General features: G+C 57.5%; 13 protein-coding genes. 10 read left to right on the top strand and 3 right to left on the bottom strand.

Going from position 1 to position 15,875, the window contains the following annotated elements:
• Window positions 1-9 precede the first annotated feature (9 nt).
• Window positions 10-705 (top strand): D-allulose 6-phosphate 3-epimerase, encoded by a 696-nt coding sequence (gene alsE / locus OGV67_RS18935; RefSeq protein WP_110494789.1) that lies wholly within the window; start codon window positions 10-12, stop codon window positions 703-705.
• Window positions 689-1,603, top strand: a complete 915-nt coding sequence (alsK, locus tag OGV67_RS18930) for an allose kinase (protein WP_115615243.1) — start codon at window positions 689-691, stop codon at window positions 1,601-1,603. The genes alsE and alsK overlap by 17 nt, the downstream gene beginning before the upstream one ends.
• Window positions 1,604-1,617: 14 nt before the next feature.
• On the opposite strand, the gene OGV67_RS18925 is transcribed toward alsK, so the two are convergent.
• The gene (locus OGV67_RS18925; protein WP_286465904.1) at window positions 1,618-3,888 is read right to left on the bottom strand and encodes a hybrid sensor histidine kinase/response regulator; all 2,271 of its coding nucleotides are present in this window, start codon (window positions 3,886-3,888) and stop codon (window positions 1,618-1,620) included.
• A 114-nt stretch (window positions 3,889-4,002) separates the two neighbouring features.
• Here OGV67_RS18925 and OGV67_RS18920 point away from each other — a divergent pair, with 114 nt between their 5' ends.
• The 6 genes from OGV67_RS18920 (at window position 4,003) to OGV67_RS18895 (ending at window position 10,231) form a co-directional block, all read left to right on the top strand.
• Entirely contained in the window at window positions 4,003-5,523 is a 1,521-nt protein-coding gene (locus OGV67_RS18920) for a sugar ABC transporter ATP-binding protein (RefSeq protein ID WP_012134564.1), read from the top strand.
• Window positions 5,520-6,515 carry an ABC transporter permease subunit gene (locus OGV67_RS18915; protein ID WP_047459617.1) on the top strand — a complete coding sequence of 332 codons (996 nt, stop codon included), beginning with the start codon at window positions 5,520-5,522 and terminating at the stop codon, window positions 6,513-6,515. The genes OGV67_RS18920 and OGV67_RS18915 overlap by 4 nt, the downstream gene beginning before the upstream one ends.
• A gap of 101 nt (window positions 6,516-6,616) precedes the next feature.
• A complete protein-coding gene (locus OGV67_RS18910; protein ID WP_012134567.1) occupies window positions 6,617-7,558 on the top strand; it encodes an ABC transporter substrate-binding protein in 942 nt (313 codons plus the stop codon).
• Window positions 7,559-7,683: 125 nt separating this feature from the next.
• A complete protein-coding gene (locus OGV67_RS18905; RefSeq protein ID WP_071257244.1) occupies window positions 7,684-8,364 on the top strand; it encodes a D-lyxose/D-mannose isomerase in 681 nt (226 codons plus the stop codon).
• Window positions 8,365-8,378: 14 nt separating this feature from the next.
• Window positions 8,379-9,239: a ketose 1,6-bisphosphate aldolase gene (locus tag OGV67_RS18900; RefSeq protein WP_012134569.1), complete on the top strand. Its 861-nt coding sequence runs from the start codon at window positions 8,379-8,381 to the stop codon at window positions 9,237-9,239.
• Window positions 9,236-10,231: a carbohydrate kinase family protein gene (locus OGV67_RS18895; RefSeq protein ID WP_096753815.1), complete on the top strand. Its 996-nt coding sequence runs from the start codon at window positions 9,236-9,238 to the stop codon at window positions 10,229-10,231. Before OGV67_RS18900 ends, OGV67_RS18895 begins: the two co-directional genes overlap by 4 nt.
• An 85-nt stretch (window positions 10,232-10,316) precedes the next feature.
• On the opposite strand, the gene OGV67_RS18890 is transcribed toward OGV67_RS18895, so the two are convergent.
• Window positions 10,317-11,048 carry a response regulator transcription factor gene (locus tag OGV67_RS18890; protein ID WP_012134571.1) on the bottom strand — a complete coding sequence of 244 codons (732 nt, stop codon included), beginning with the start codon at window positions 11,046-11,048 and terminating at the stop codon, window positions 10,317-10,319.
• A 289-nt stretch (window positions 11,049-11,337) separates the two neighbouring features.
• On the opposite strand from OGV67_RS18890, the gene fdhF reads away from it, so the two are divergent.
• Complete coding sequence (fdhF, locus tag OGV67_RS18885) at window positions 11,338-13,485, top strand: formate dehydrogenase subunit alpha (protein ID WP_115615244.1); 2,148 nt, start codon at window positions 11,338-11,340, stop codon at window positions 13,483-13,485.
• A 182-nt stretch (window positions 13,486-13,667) separates the two neighbouring features.
• A complete protein-coding gene (gene yjcO, locus OGV67_RS18880) occupies window positions 13,668-14,357 on the top strand; it encodes a Sel1 family TPR-like repeat protein YjcO (RefSeq protein WP_012134575.1) in 690 nt (229 codons plus the stop codon).
• A 103-nt stretch (window positions 14,358-14,460) separates the two neighbouring features.
• On the opposite strand, the gene gltP is transcribed toward yjcO, so the two are convergent.
• Window positions 14,461-15,774 (bottom strand): glutamate/aspartate:proton symporter GltP, encoded by a 1,314-nt coding sequence (gene gltP / locus OGV67_RS18875; RefSeq protein WP_024130825.1) that lies wholly within the window; start codon window positions 15,772-15,774, stop codon window positions 14,461-14,463.
• Window positions 15,775-15,875: the final 101 nt, after the last annotated feature.

The following is a 15,875-nucleotide window of genomic DNA, read 5'->3' as shown; positions in this document are numbered from 1 at the left end:
GAATGGATCATGAAAATCTCTCCCTCTTTAATGTGTATGGATCTGCTGAAGTTTAAAGAACAGATCGAATTTATCGACAGCCATGCAGACTATTTTCATATTGATATTATGGACGGCCACTTTGTGCCGAATCTGACGCTATCCCCCTTCTTCGTCAGCCAGGTCAAGAAACTGGCGAGCAAACCTCTTGATTGTCATCTGATGGTGACGCGTCCGCAGGACTATATTGGTCAACTGGCGCGCGCCGGTGCGGATTTCATCACACTGCACCCGGAAACCATCAACGGTCAGGCATTCCGTCTGATTGACGAAATCCGCCGCCACGGTATGAAAGTGGGCCTGATTCTCAACCCGGAAACACCGGTTGAGGCGATGAAATACTATATCCATAAGGCTGATAAAGTGACGGTGATGACCGTCGATCCCGGCTTTGCCGGGCAGCCGTTCATCCCGGAAATGCTGGATAAAATCGCCGAGCTGAAAGCCTGGCGCGAGCGTGAAGGGCTGCATTACGAAATTGAAGTGGATGGCTCCTGCAATCAGGCCACCTACAAAAAATTAATGGCGGCAGGCGCGGATGTCTTTATCGTCGGCACCTCCGGGCTGTTTAACCACGCGGAGAATATCGACGACGCATGGCAAGTGATGACGACGCAGATCCTGACGGCGAAAAACGAGGTACTGCCTCATGCAAAAACAGCATAGCGTTGTGGCGGGTGTGGATATGGGGGCAACCCATATCCGTTTTTGCCTGCAAACGGCAACCGGTGAGACTCTGCACTGTGAGAAACAGCGTACGGCGGAGGTGATCGCGCCCGGCGTGGTGGCCGGTATTGCGCAGATGATTAGCGAACAGATCGCACGCTACGAGGCGCGCTGCCGTGGTCTGGTGATGGGGTTTCCGGCGCTGGTCGGCAAAGACAACCGCACCATCATTTCGACACCCAATTTGCCGCTGCAACCTGAAGAAGTGCATGACCTCGCGGGAAAACTGGAGGATGCGCTGGGCTGCCCGGTCGCGTTTTCCCGCGACGTGAACTTACAGCTGTCGTATGACGTCGTGGAAAACCATCTCACACAGCAGCAGGTGCTGGCTGCCTACCTCGGCACGGGAATGGGCTTCGCGGTGTGGATGAACGGCGCGCCCTGGACTGGAGCGCATGGCGTGGCGGGCGAACTGGGGCACATTCCCCAGGGCGACATGGCGCAGACCTGTGCCTGCGGCAATCCAGGTTGCCTCGAAACGGTCTGTTCCGGGCTGGCGCTGAAACGCTGGTACGAACAACAGCCACGAGATTTCGCGCTGGACGCACTGTTTGTCCACGCCGGAGAGGCGCCATTCGTCCAGGCGCTGCTGGAAAGCGCCGCCCGCGCGATTGCCACCAGCATAAATCTGTTCGATCCCGATGCGGTGATTTTGGGTGGTGGCGTGATGGATATGCAGGCTTTCCCGCGCGAACAATTAATTACCCTGATCCAAAAATACCTGCGCCGACCGTTGCCGTATCAGGCCGTACGTTTTACTGCCGCCTCGTCCTCCGCGTTTAACGGCGCGCAGGGCGCGGCAACGCTGGCGCGCTGCCGTTTTCTGTCGTCGCGGTGATATCGCGACGCTTATCATGCCTGCACATGCGCCGCCCGCAGTGCCTGCGCGAGCTGCGCCCGGGTAAACGGTTTACGCAGCAGCGCCACATCCGGCAGCGCGGGGTTATGCGCCGGGCGTAAATCCTGCCCGCTGATAAGCAGCAGCGTCAGGCGGGGATAATGCTTGCGGGCATGGTTGATCACCTCCACGCCGCTCAGGCTGCCTGGCAGCATTAAGTCGCTGATAAGAACATCAATCTCGCCGGATGACGCCAGCATCTGCATCGCCTGCTCGCCGTTGGCGGCCTCCAGCGTCAGATACCCCAGCAGATGAAGTTGCTCGCACAACGTCTGACGAACATCCGCCTCATCTTCCAGTACCAGCACCAGTTTCTCGTCGCTGGCGGTACTTTGCACCGCAACCGGCTCCAGGTTTGCCACCGCAGGCGCGATGGCGCGGGGAAGCTGCAATCTGACCGTCGTCCCCTGCCCCGGCGCGCTCTCAATTTCGACACGGCCGCCTGACTGGCGCACAAAGCCGTAAACCATCGATAACCCAAGCCCGCTGCCGCTGCCAGTCTGTTTGGTGGTGAAGAACGGCTCGAACACCTGCGCCTTCACCTCCTGCGACATACCGCAGCCGTGATCGATCACCTCCAGCGCCACCATATCCTGACGACGTCCGTCACTGCGCGTAACCCGCTGGTTCCAGGTGCGGATTTTGATCGTCCCTGTCTGCCCTTCCATCGCATCGCGGGCGTTCATCACCAGGTTGATGATCGCGTTCTCCAGTTGACTGACGTCTATCCATGCGGCCCAGGCGGGCGACTGGGCTTCTATCTCCAGCGTCAGCGTGGCCGGTAGCGAGTGACGCATCAGTTCACTCAGGTTTTCCAGCAGCGTTTTCAGTTCCACCGAGTGCGGGTGCAGCGACTGTTTACGGGAGAACGCCAGCAGGCGTTGCGTCAGCAGCGCCCCGCGCTCGGCGGCCTTCAGCGCGCGGGTAATGCGCGGCGCATCCGGCGAGTCGGGGCTGACCAGCTCCAGGCTGCCGATAATCACCGCCAGCAGATTGTTAAAATCATGCGCCAGCCCGCCCGTCAGTTGCCCTACCGCTTTCAGTTTCTGGCTGTGCAGCAGCGCCTCTTCCAGCCCCTGACGCTCCGTTCGGTCGATCTCCATCTGGGAGGTCTTTTCTTTCAGCAGGCGGGAGGTGCGCTCCAGCGACGCCGTATTGCGGGCAAAAACGTTAAACGCGCGCGCCAGTTCCCCCAGCTCGTCCCGCCGCTGCAAGGCGGGGACGCTGACATCCGATTCGCCGTGCGCCAGCCGGGTCATGGCGCGCGAAATCGCCGTCAGGTTAGAACCGAGGTTGCGGTAGATATACCACCCGGCAAAGCCGGTAATCACCACCGCCAGCAGGGCGAAGGTCATGATAAACAACGCGCCGGAGCGCAATTCCTGATGGCTTTGCGCCACCCGCTGTTCTGAGATGATCGCCACCTGCGCCGCATACTGATTGATGTCGCTGTTTAAAATCGCCACCAACGCTTTGATGTGGAACATGTACCAGCTGATGGCCAGGTCGCTTTGCTCCAGCGCCGCCGAGAGCGGTTCAAGTTTGCGTAACTCCTGGTTAAAGTCAGACAGAATCACGTTCACCAGCGGATCGGCATGTTGCTCAGGCAGGGCGCGCATCACGCCATCCAGCCGTTTAATGACGGCGCGCGGCGTCGGCGTTTCGATGGCGGCGCGAATCAGGCGATCCATTTGACTGAACAACGCCGCATCCTGCGCCGCATCAAGCTGTTGCAGATGCCGCAGGTAACTCTGATTCTGATACAGCGAACTCAGCAGCGTATTACGTTCCAGATGCCGCCGCTGCCCGCGCTGCAACATGCCCGCCACGCTGGTCTGCAACTCGTTGCTGCGTTGAATAATGCGGGCCACCAGCCCCGGTTCCTGCTGCGCCAGCGGAGCGGTCGCCAGTTGTTCGAGTGAATGCCTGAGCGCCCGCTGAGTCTCCTGCAACCGCTCCGCTTCGCCCTTGTACTCCAGCGCACCGACCACCTGCGACAGCCGCACCGCCGCCGTCGCCACGTTCGCCGTATCGCGCGCCAGGTTCATACTGCCGGTCATGTCATCGACGGTTTGCTGCTGCACCTGCTCCTGTATTTGACTCGCATGCTGAAAACCCAGCACCGCCACGCCGCTCACCATCAGCGTCACCGCCACTACCAGCAGATTAAAAAACAGCAGTCGCCCGCGCGCACTGGCGAAAAAGTGACGTCTGTGCTGCGGCATATCACGCTCCATGAAGAAAAATCGCAATATGACAAATATGAACGGCTTCTGACATTTTGCATTTACTTTCCTGTGATGGAGTGCTGATATCGCTAACCCCGCAGGAGATCCGCCATGAGCAGGACACCGGTTCTGGAGATGCGCAATATTGCCAAAGCGTTTGGCAAATTTTACGCGCTGAAAGGGGTCGATCTGACGGTATACCCCGGTGAAATCCACGCGCTGATGGGCGAAAACGGCGCCGGTAAAAGCACCCTGATGAAGATTCTCGCCGGTGCGTATACCGCCACCAGCGGCGAGATTCTGATCGACGGTCAGCCCTTTCATATTCGTGGGCCGAAAGATGCCCTGAGCGCAGGCATCACTCTGATTTATCAGGAGATGCAGCTTGCGCCTAACCTTACCGTCGCCGAAAATATTTTCCTCGGCAGCGAACTGTCGCGCGGCGGCATCGTGCAGCGTAAAGAGATGGTGTTGCAGGCGCAAAAGGTCATCGACCGGCTCGGCGCGCAGTTTAAAGCCAGCGATCGGGTAATGCGGCTGACCATCGCCGAACAGCAGCAGGTAGAGATCGCCCGCGCCCTGCATCGCAACAGCCGTATTCTGGTGATGGATGAACCTACCGCCGCCCTCTCATCTCGTGAAACCCACCGTCTGTTTGAGCTGATCATGCGCCTTCGCGATGAAGGGATGGCGGTTATCTATATCAGCCACCGTATGGCGGAGGTGTATGAGCTGTCCGATCGCGTCAGCGTCCTACGCGACGGACAGTACGTCGGCAGCCTCACCCGCGACAAACTCAACGCGTCCGAACTGGTGCGCATGATGGTCGGGCGTCCGTTAAGCGACCTGTTCAACAAAGAACGCGACATCCCGCTCGGTAAACCGCGCCTGAACGTTCATCACCTTACCGACGGCGGTAAAGTGCAGCCGTGCAGCCTGCTGGTACGTTCCGGCGAAATCGTCGGCCTGGCCGGGCTGGTCGGCGCCGGGCGCTCCGAACTGGCGCACCTGATTTTCGGCGTGCGTAAAGCCACCGGCGGGATGATCGAGGTGGATGGCGAGCCGGTGGTGATCCACTCCCCGCGTGAAGCCATTGAGCACGGTATTGGCTACCTCACCGAAAACCGCAAAGAACAGGGGTTGTTTTTAGAACTGGCGGCGGCGGAGAACATTACGATGGCGACGCTGGAGCGCGACGCCAACTGGGGGATGCTGAACCGTAAAAAAGCCCAAAGCATCTCCGATGACGCCATTCAGTTACTCAACATTCGCGTGCCGCATGCCCAGGTTCGCGCCGGAGGTTTGTCCGGCGGCAACCAGCAAAAGCTTCTGATCTCACGCTGGGTCGCCATCGGCCCGCGCATTCTGATTCTGGACGAACCGACGCGCGGCGTGGATGTCGGCGCGAAAAGCGAGATCTATCGCATCATGAACGAAATGGCGCGTAAGGGCGTGGCGATCCTGATGATCTCCAGTGAATTGCCGGAAATCGTCGGCATGAGCGATCGCGTCTACGTCATGCATGAAGGCAGCATTGCCGGGGAATTGCACAGCCAGGACATTACACAGGAAAACATCATGCGGCTGGCGACCGGCGTAAACGACTCCCACCTTGAGGCGGTGAAATCATGAATAACCCAACCACTCCCCAGCAGGTGGCGAAGTCCGCCTCCGCAAAAAAGATGTTGATGAGCGATCTGATGCAAACGGTCGGTATTTTACCGATTTTAGTGCTGATCGTGGCGGTATTTGGCTTTATCGCACCTAACTTTTTCACTGAAAGCAACCTGCTGAACATCACCCGCCAGGCGTCGATCAACATCGTGCTGGCGGCGGGGATGACGTTCATCATTCTGACCGGCGGCATCGACCTCTCCGTGGGGTCGATTCTCGGCACCACCGCCGTGGCGGCGATGGTGGTCTCTCTGATACCGGAGTTCGCCATGCTGTCGATTCCGGCGGCGCTGATGCTCGGCCTGGGGCTGGGGCTGATTAACGGCGCGCTGGTGGCCTTCGCCGGGCTGCCGCCCTTTATTGTCACGCTCGGCACCTATACGGCGCTGCGTGGCGCGGCCTACCTGCTGGCGGACGGCACCACGGTGATCAACTCCAACATCAGCTTCGAGTGGATTGGCAATAACTATCTTGGCCCGATTCCGTGGCTGGTGGTTATCGCCCTCGCGGTGATCGTGCTGTGCTGGTTCATTCTGCGCCGCACCACGCTGGGCGTACATATTTATGCCGTGGGCGGCAACATGCAGGCGGCGCGTTTAACCGGCATCAAAGTGTGGCTGGTGCTGCTATTTGTGTACGGCATGAGCGGTCTGCTGTCGGGGCTGGGCGGAGTGATGAGCGCCTCGCGTCTCTACAGCGCCAACGGCAACTTAGGCATGGGGTATGAGCTGGACGCCATCGCGGCGGTGATCCTCGGCGGCACCAGTTTTGTCGGCGGGATCGGCACGATCACCGGCACGCTGGTAGGCGCGCTGATCATCGCCACCCTGAATAACGGCATGACGCTGATGGGCGTCTCTTACTTCTGGCAACTGGTGATCAAAGGGGCGGTGATCATCATAGCGGTGCTGATCGACAAATACCGTACCCGACACCATCAAAGTGCATAGACAAACTTGCCGGATGGCGGCGCAGGCCTACCCGTTCGCAGGCCGGATAAGCGCAGCGCCATCAGGCTTATAACAACAATACCCTACGTGAGGAAAAGAGTATGCGTTTGAAACCATTAGTGACCGCGCTCTGTGCTGGCGCGTTACTGGCCGCATCGCCGTTTGTACAGGCCAAAGAACTGAAATCCATCGGCGTGACGGTGGGCGATCTTGCCAACCCGTTCTTCGTGCAGATAACAAAAGGGGCGGAGCTGGAAGCACGCAAACTGGCCGGTGATGGCGTAAAAGTGACGCTGGTCTCCAGCGGCTACGATCTGGGTCAGCAGGTTTCGCAGATCGACAACTTTATTGCCGCGAAGGTGGATATGATCATCCTTAACGCCGCAGATTCAAAAGGGATCGGCCCGGCGGTGAAACGGGCGAAAGACGCCGGGATCGTGGTGGTCGCGGTTGACGTGGCTGCCGAAGGCGCAGACGCCACCATCACCTCTGATAACACCCAGGCGGGCGAAATGGCCTGTAAATACATTACCGATCGTCTGAAAGGCAAAGGCAATGTGGTGATCATCAACGGGCCGCCGGTTTCCGCCGTGCAGAACCGTGTCGAGGGCTGCCAGACCGAGTTCAAACGCCACCCGGATATCAAGGTGCTCTCCTGGAACCAGAATGCCAAAGGCAGTCGCGAAGGCGGGCTGGAAGTGATGACCGCCCTGCTGGCTGCGAATCCGAAGATCGACGGCGTATTTGCGATCAACGATCCGACGGCGATCGGCGCCGATCTGGCGGCGAAACAGGCACAGCGCAATGAGTTCTTTATCGTCGGTGTGGATGGTTCGCCCGATGGCGAAGAGGCGCTGAAGCGTGAAAATTCCCTGTTTGTGGCGACCCCCGCACAAGATCCGCAGGTGATGGCGGCAAAAGCGGTGGAGATCGGCTATGACATTCTACAGGGCAAACCGGCGCCTGGTGAACCTGTGCTGATTCCGGTGACGATGATCGATAAAAACAACATCGGCAGCTACAAGGGCTGGACGGTGAAATAACGGAAAGCGGCCTCTGCGTAGGCCCGATAAGCGCAGCGCCATCAGGCAGTAAACCCATGCCGGATGGCGGCAAAAATGCCTTATCCGGCCTACAAGGCTACATCACAATAAGGAGAATTCTTTCAATGAAACGCTCCGAAATAAACGAAATTCTCGGCCACACGCGGCAATTCTTTTCCATGCATGACGTCCACCTGCCGCCTTTCGCCAGCTTTGCCCCATCGCAATGGCGTCAGCTTGATGCCGCCTGGAGCGAAATATTCGATCTCAGACTCGGCTGGGATGTTACCGCATTCGGCGGGACAGATTTTGCCGCTCAGGGACTGACGCTGTTTACCCTGCGCAACGGCTCGCCCAAAGGTATGCCTTATGAGAAATGCTACGCGGAAAAAATCATGCATGTGCGCGACGCGCAGGTTACGCCGATGCATTTCCACTGGCGCAAGCGTGAAGACATTATCAATCGCGGCGGCGGTAATTTAATCGTTGAGCTGTGGAACGCCGACTCCCGGGACCAGACCGACAATACCGACGTCACCATTGTGATAGACGGCTGTCGACAGACCCATGCGGCAGGCAGCCAGCTGCGCCTTTCGCCAGGAGAAAGCATTTGCCTGACGCCGGGCCTGTATCACAGCTTCTGGGCGGAAAAAGGGTTTGGCGACGTGCTGGTCGGCGAAGTTTCTTCCGTCAATGACGATGACCATGACAACCATTTTCTCCAGCCGATCGCCCGCTATAACGACATTGAAGAAGATGAACCGGCGCAACTGGTGTTGTGTAACGAGTACCGCCTGTTCTGCTGAACAAGGAGCACATTATGCCGTTGATTTCTCTTGCCGATGGACTCGACCATGCCCGCAAGCATCGCTATGCGCTGGGGGCGTTTAACGTTCTGGATTCCCACTTTTTACGCGCGCTGTTCGCCGCCGCCAGGCAGGAACGCTCGCCGTTTATCATTAACATTGCCGAGGTCCATTTTAAGTATGTTTCGCTGGACTCGCTGGTCGAAGCGGTAAAATTCGAAGCCGCCCGACACGATATTCCAGTGGTGCTTAACCTCGACCACGGGCTGCATTTTGAATCCGTAGTGCGGGCGTTACGTCTGGGCTTCAGCTCGGTAATGTTTGATGGTTCCACGCTGGAGTATGAGGAAAACATCCGCCAGACCCGGGAAGTAGTGAAGATGTGCCACGCCGTTGGCGTGTCGGTAGAGGCGGAACTTGGCGCGGTTGGCGGCGATGAGGGCGGCGCGCTGTATGGTCATGCCGACGAATCGCTGTTTACCGATCCGCAGCTGGCGCGCGATTTTGTTGACCGCACCGGTATTGATGCCCTGGCCGTCGCCATCGGCAACGCTCACGGCAAATATAAAGGCGAGCCCAAACTCGATTTCCCACGTCTGGACGCCATTCGCCAGCAAACGGCGCTACCGCTGGTGCTGCACGGCGGTTCCGGCATCAGCGATGAGGATTTTCGTCGCGCCATTACGCTGGGCATTCACAAAATCAATTTCTACACCGGTATGTCGCAGGCTGCGCTGGCGGCGGTGGAATCACGGATGACTAACCGCCAGCCGCTGTATGATGAGTTCGCCGAACTGCTGCTGGGCATTGAAGAAGCGATTACCGATACGGTATCGGAACAGATGCGCATTTTTGGCAGCGCGGGGCAGATCTGATGGAACGTAAAGGCATTATCGCGGCGGGCAATATGCTGGTCGACCATGTGCACCAAATCGTACAGTGGCCGGAGCGCGGCTGGCTGGCGGAGATCACCCATAGCGAACGTTCGACGGGCGGCGCGCCGCTTAATGTCCTGCTGACGCTGGCAAAGATGCACACCGGACTGCCGTTGCAGGCTGTGGGATTAATCGGCCAGGACGCCGACGGAGACTACATTATGGCGATGCTGGAGCAGTATCACGTCAATCGCCAGCATGTCCAGCGCACCACGTTTGCCCCCACGTCGATGTCGCAGGTGATGACCGATCCCAGCGGGCAGCGCACCTTTTTCCACTCCCCCGGCGCTAACCGTCTGTTGGATCTGCCCGCGTTCGATGAGCTTGATGCCTCGATGAAGATTTTCCACCTGGGCTATCTGCTGCTGCTCGACAGTCTGGATATGCCGGATGATGACTACGGCACCCGCAGCGCACGGCTGATGGCGCAGATGCATGAGGAGGGCTTTGAGACTTCGCTGGATCTGGTGTCTCGCAAAGGCGATCCGCGCTATCAGCCGCTGGTTTTGCCCGCGCTACGCCATCTGGATTATCTGGTGATCAACGAGCTGGAGGCCGGGGAGTTCAGCGGCCTGGAGATCCGCCAGCCCAACGGCGAACCGCATATTCCGCACATCGCCGCAGCCGCCCGCGAATTGCTGGATGCAGGCGTCCGCCAGCGGGTGGTGATTCATTGCCCGGAAGGCGCCTGGGGCGAAACGCCGGATCAGCCTGGCGTCTGGATACCATCGCAAAAGCTGGAGCAGAGGGAGATTGTCGGTAGCGTTGGCGCGGGAGATGCGTTCTGCGCCGGTTTTTTGTATGGCTGCCACGAAGTATGGCCGCTGGCCGAGAGCATTAAGCTGGCGCACGCCTGCGCGCGGGTCAGCCTGCTGTGCGCCAATGCGATTGATGGCGCGAAAACGCTTGAGGAGTTGCGAACGCTTTTGTAGCCAGTACGCCTGATGGCGCTACGCTTATCAGGCCTACAGTAGGCCGGATAAGGCGTTTACGCCGCCATCCGGCAACTGCGCCTGATTACGCGGCTTTATCGTGGTGCTGCACATCGGCGGCAAAAACATACCCGAGGCCGCGCAGGGTTTTGATCAACGTCGGCTGATGCGGATTGATTTCAATTTTGCGGCGCAGACGCATAATCAACACATCAATGGTGCGATCAAACACCTCGACGCTGTCGCTGTGCGTTAATTCCAGCAACTGCTCACGGCTGAGCACCCGACGGGCGTTTTGCGCCAGCGCCAGCAGCAAACTGTATTCCCCCTGGGTGAGATCCACCGCCTGCTGCTGCGGATTGTGCAACTGACAGCGCGCGGTATCCAGATGCCAGCCATTGAAAGAGAGGCCGGACGTCTGCACGCTTCCGCCTTCGGCGATCAGCACGCCAACCCGACGGAGTACGGCTTTCATTCGCGCCACCACCACGCGCGGGTTAAACGGTTTGCTGATGTAATCATCAGCGCCCATCTCCAGTCCGACCACCACATCCGACTCGCTCCCCAGCCCCGTGAGCATCACCACCGGCAGCGTAGGCCTGATCTTCTGTACCTGCTGCAACACCATCAAACCGTTCGTGTCGGGCAGCATCATATCCAGCAACACCAGCGCAATCTCCGGCTGGGTTTCGACGCACGCCAGCGCAGCCTGCCCGGTATGGCAGACCGTCACCGCAAAAACGTGCTCGTTCAGGACATCCTGCAACAATGCGCAGACCGCCGCGTCATCATCCACGACCAGTATGGCTGGTTTCATCACCCTTCCCCATTTCACATCCCCTACAGATGAGTGTGATTGATTCTGCCCGGAGTGACAGATATTGCGCAGCAGGAGATGCAGGAAACATAACCCTGGTCACACTGCCGGGCCGTCACCGCTTTTCCTGTTCGTCACGTCAAAACTGACGACAGCCTGTTTTTCGTCAGGGTTTTGACCAAATTTTACCCGTAATATCAGGGAAAGACCCCAATAAAAACATGGCATAAAAGATGCATAATGAGGCCGACAGCGCGTATGCGCGATTTGATTAACTGGAGCGAGACCGATGAAAAAAGTCGTCACGGTTTGCCCGTATTGCGCATCAGGTTGCAAAATCAACCTGGTGGTCGATAACGGCAAAATCGTCCGGGCAGAGGCGGCGCAGGGGAAAACCAATCAGGGTACTCTGTGTCTGAAGGGCTACTATGGCTGGGATTTTATTAACGATACCCAGATCCTGACCCCGCGCCTGAAAACCCCTATGATCCGTCGCCAGCGTGGCGGCAAACTGGAATCCGTTTCCTGGGATGAAGCGCTGAACTACGTCGCCGATCGCCTGAGCGCCATCAAAGCGAAGTATGGCCCGGACGCCATCCAGACGACCGGTTCGTCTCGCGGCACAGGTAACGAAACCAACTATGTAATGCAAAAATTCGCGCGCGCCGTTATTGGTACCAATAACGTTGACTGCTGCGCTCGCGTCTGACACGGCCCATCGGTTGCAGGTCTGCACCAGTCGGTCGGTAACGGCGCAATGAGTAATGCGATTAACGAAATTGATAACACCGATTTAGTGTTTATCTTCGGCTATAACCCGGCGGATTCCCACCCTATCGTGGCGAATCATGTGATTAACGCTAAACGCAACGGCGCGAAAATTATCGTCTGCGATCCGCGCAAAATTGAAACCGCGCGCATTGCCGACATCCACATCGCGTTGAGAAACGGCTCGAATATCGCGCTGCTCAACGCTATGGGTCATGTCATTATTGAAGAAAATCTGTACGACCAGGCGTTCGTCGCCTCCCGTACTGAAGGCTTTGAAGAGTACCGTAAGATTGTCGAAGGCTACACGCCGGAATCCGTTGAGGATATCACCGGCGTGAGCGCGCACGATATTCGCAAGGCGGCGCGTATGTACGCCGAAGCGAAAAGCGCCGCAATCCTGTGGGGCATGGGCGTGACCCAGTTCTATCAGGGCGTGGAAACCGTGCGTTCGCTGACCAGTCTCGCCATGCTGACCGGCAACCTCGGTAAGCCAAGCGTGGGCGTAAACCCGGTTCGCGGCCAGAACAACGTTCAGGGCGCATGTGACATGGGCGCGCTGCCGGATACCTATCCGGGCTATCAGTACGTGAAAGACCCGGCTAACCGCGAAAAATTCGCCAAAGCCTGGGGCGTGGAAAGCCTGCCAGCGCATACCGGCTATCGCATCAGCGAACTGCCACACCGTGCTGCGCATGGCGAAGTTCGCGCGGCGTACATTATGGGTGAAGATCCGCTGCAAACCGATGCGGAACTCTCTGCGGTGCGCAAAGGGTTTGAAGACCTGGAACTGGTCATCGTGCAGGACATCTTTATGACCAAAACCGCGTCGGCGGCGGATGTTATCTTACCGTCTACGTCGTGGGGCGAGCATGAAGGGGTGTTTACCGCTGCTGACCGTGGTTTCCAGCGCTTCTTTAAAGCCGTTGAACCGAAGTGGGATCTGAAAACGGACTGGCAAATCATCAGCGAAATCGCCACCCGTATGGGCTACCCGATGCACTACAACAACACCCAGGAGATCTGGGATGAGTTGCGTCATCTGTGCCCGGATTTTTACGGGGCGACTTACGAGAAGATGGGCGAACTGGGCTTCATTCAGTGGCCTTGCCGCGACACGTCGGATGCCGATCAGGGGACGTCTTATCTCTTCAAAGAGAAATTCGACACCCCGAACGGTCTGGCGCAGTTCTTCACCTGCGACTGGGTCGCGCCGATCGACAAACTCACCGAAGAGTACCCGATGGTGCTGTCTACGGTGCGTGAAGTCGGCCACTATTCATGTCGCTCGATGACCGGGAACTGTGCCGCGCTGGCGGCGCTGGCGGATGAGCCTGGCTATGCGCAAATCAACACGGCCGACGCCGCGCGTCTGGGCATTGAAGATGAAGCGCTGATCTGGGTTCATTCACGTAAAGGCAAAATTATCACCCGTGCGCAGGTCAGCGATCGTCCGAACAAAGGGGCGATTTACATGACCTACCAGTGGTGGATTGGCGCCTGTAACGAGCTGGTGACGGAGAACTTAAGCCCGATTACCAAAACGCCGGAGTACAAGTACTGCGCCGTGCGCGTCGAGCCGATCGCCGATCAGCGCGCCGCCGAGCAGTATGTGATTGATGAGTACAGCAAGTTGAAAACCCGTCTGCGCGAAAGCGCAATGGGGTAATCTGCCGGATGGCGGCATGAGAATGCCTTATCCGGCCTACGACCTGTTTCCACCGTCGGCCTGATAAGATGCGTGAGCATCGCCATCAGACATTTTCCTTGCAACAGCCTCCGCCGGAGGCTGTTTTTTTATCCATACGATCTCTTTATACTGTCTACTCCGTACCCTAAATAAAACTCAAAATGAAACCACTTCTTGCATTGATGTTCTTAATGACATTCTTTGCCCATGCCACCGATACTGAGCCTGGCAGCCAGTATCTGAAGGCGGCGGAGGGCGGAGACCGACGCGCACAGTATTTTCTTGCCGATACCTGGTTCAGTTCCGGCGATCTCAGCAAAGCGGAATACTGGGCGCAAAAAGCCGCAGACAACGGTGATGCGGATGCCTGCGCATTGCTGGCGCAAATCAAAATCACCAACCCCGTCAGTCTGGATTATCCGCAGGCTAAAACGCTGGCCGAAAAGGCGGCACAAGCGGGCAGCAAAGCCGGAGAAATCACTCTGGCGCGCATTCTGGTCAACACCCAGGCGGGGACGCCTGATTATCCAAAAGCCATTTCACTGCTGCAAAACGCCTCAGAAAACCTGGAGAGCGATTCTGCCGCCGATGCGCAGATGCTGCTCGGGCTGATTTATGCCAACGGCGTGGGCATTCCTGCCGATGACGATAAGGCGACCTGGTATTTCAAACGCAGTTCCGCCATTTCCCGTACCGGCTACTCCGAATACTGGGCCGGAATGTTGTTCTTAAACGGCGAACAGGGCTTTATTGAGAAGAATAAACAGAAGGCGCTGCACTGGTTGAATCTGAGCTGTACGGAAGGGTTTGATACCGGCTGCGAAGAGTTTGATAAGTTAACCAACGGGTGAATGTAATATTGCCGGATGGCGGCGCAAGCGCCTTATCCGGCCTACAGACCACAGCTTCCCGTAGGCCGGATAAGCGTAGCGCCATCCGGCAATCTGTCATGAATTACTGATTCGCGGTCTTATCAAATTTGCCCAATACCTCGCGCTCATACGCCAGCGCTTTCTTACGGTCAAACTTGTGTTCCCACTTGGCGATAACCAGCACCGCCAGCGCATTACCCACCACGTTCAGCGCGGTACGCGCCATATCGAGGATACGGTCAACACCGGCGATAAACGCCAGCCCTTCCAGCGGAATGCCCACGCTACCCAGCGTCGCCAGCAGCACCACGAAGGAAACGCCCGGCACGCCCGCAATCCCTTTCGAGGTGACCATCAGCGTCAGCACCAGTATGATTTCCTGCCACAGCGACAGGTCGATACCGTACAGCTGCGCGATAAAGATCGCCGCAATACTCTGGTACAGCGTTGAGCCATCAAGGTTGAAGGAGTACCCGGTCGGCACCACAAAGCTGGTGATCGACGCCGGAGCGCCATAGGCCTCCATCTTCTCGATAATGCGCGGCAGCACGCTCTCAGAGCTGGCCGTGGAGTAAGCCAGAATCAGTTCATCTTTCAGGATACGAATCAGAATCCAGACGCTCAGACCGCACAGACGCGCCACGATGCCCAACACCACCAGCGCGAAGAACAGAATCGCGAAGTGTACCAGCAGCACCAGTTTCGCCAGCGGCCACAGCGACGCAAAACCAAAGTTCGCCACGGTCACGGCGATCAGCGCAAACACCCCGACCGGCGCGTAACGCATCACCATGTGGGTCACTTTAAACATGGTTTCTGAGATGGAGCGGAACACGGTGACCAGCGGTTCACGGTGAGTCGCAGGCAGGGAAGACAGACCCAGGCCAAACAGCACCGAGAAGAAGATAATCGGCAGCATGTCGCCCTTCGCCATCGACGCGACAATATTGGTCGGAACCAGTGACAAAATCGTGCCCATCAAACCGTGCGCATGGCTTTGTACTTCCGCCGTCGTGCTTTGGTATTTCGAAATATCCACGGTCGCCAGTTGCGACATATCAATCCCGGAACCGGGTTGAAACACGTTCGCCAGTGTAATACCGAGGATAATGGCGACGGTCGTGATCACTTCGAAATAGATAATGGTTTTGGCACCGATACGCCCTAACTGTTTCGCATCGCCGACACCGGCAATACCGACAATCAGAGTGGAAATAACAATCGGAACGACGATCATTTTGATCAGATGGATAAAGATATCACCCGCCGGTGACAGCAGGTTGGCAACCAGCCATTCGCGGCTGTCGCTGTGATAATGCAGATAACTGCCCAGAAGAATACCCAGCACCATGGCCAGCAAAATCTGCCAGGCCAGGCTGATTTTCAAGTTTTTCATAACAACAGACTTCCTCAATGAAGCGCCGTTCTGCATTCAAAAAAGGATGAGAACAGTACATACTGAAAGGGTATGAATTGTGTTGCGTTCGTTTGTGGAGT

The sequence above is a fragment of the Citrobacter sp. CK188 genome, from assembly GCF_030333525.1.
Taxonomy (GTDB): domain Bacteria; phylum Pseudomonadota; class Gammaproteobacteria; order Enterobacterales; family Enterobacteriaceae; genus Citrobacter_B; species Citrobacter_B koseri.
The sequence above is the reverse complement of the archived record's forward strand: the minus strand, read 5'-3'. Positions and strand labels throughout refer to the sequence as shown.

Bases quoted from the DNA above. Each gene is read 5' to 3' on its own strand.
- alsE (WP_110494789.1), top strand. From the start codon at position 10: ATGAAAATCTCTCCCTCTTTAATGTGTATGGATCTGCTGAAGTTTAAA.
- alsK (WP_115615243.1), top strand. From the start codon at position 689: ATGCAAAAACAGCATAGCGTTGTGGCGGGTGTGGATATGGGGGCAACC.
- OGV67_RS18925 (WP_286465904.1), bottom strand. From the start codon at position 3,888: ATGCCGCAGCACAGACGTCACTTTTTCGCCAGTGCGCGCGGGCGACTG.
- OGV67_RS18920 (WP_012134564.1), top strand. From the start codon at position 4,003: ATGAGCAGGACACCGGTTCTGGAGATGCGCAATATTGCCAAAGCGTTT.
- OGV67_RS18915 (WP_047459617.1), top strand. From the start codon at position 5,520: ATGAATAACCCAACCACTCCCCAGCAGGTGGCGAAGTCCGCCTCCGCA.
- OGV67_RS18910 (WP_012134567.1), top strand. From the start codon at position 6,617: ATGCGTTTGAAACCATTAGTGACCGCGCTCTGTGCTGGCGCGTTACTG.
- OGV67_RS18905 (WP_071257244.1), top strand. From the start codon at position 7,684: ATGAAACGCTCCGAAATAAACGAAATTCTCGGCCACACGCGGCAATTC.
- OGV67_RS18900 (WP_012134569.1), top strand. From the start codon at position 8,379: ATGCCGTTGATTTCTCTTGCCGATGGACTCGACCATGCCCGCAAGCAT.
- OGV67_RS18890 (WP_012134571.1), bottom strand. From the start codon at position 11,048: ATGAAACCAGCCATACTGGTCGTGGATGATGACGCGGCGGTCTGCGCA.
- yjcO (WP_012134575.1), top strand. From the start codon at position 13,668: ATGAAACCACTTCTTGCATTGATGTTCTTAATGACATTCTTTGCCCAT.
- gltP (WP_024130825.1), bottom strand. From the start codon at position 15,774: ATGAAAAACTTGAAAATCAGCCTGGCCTGGCAGATTTTGCTGGCCATG.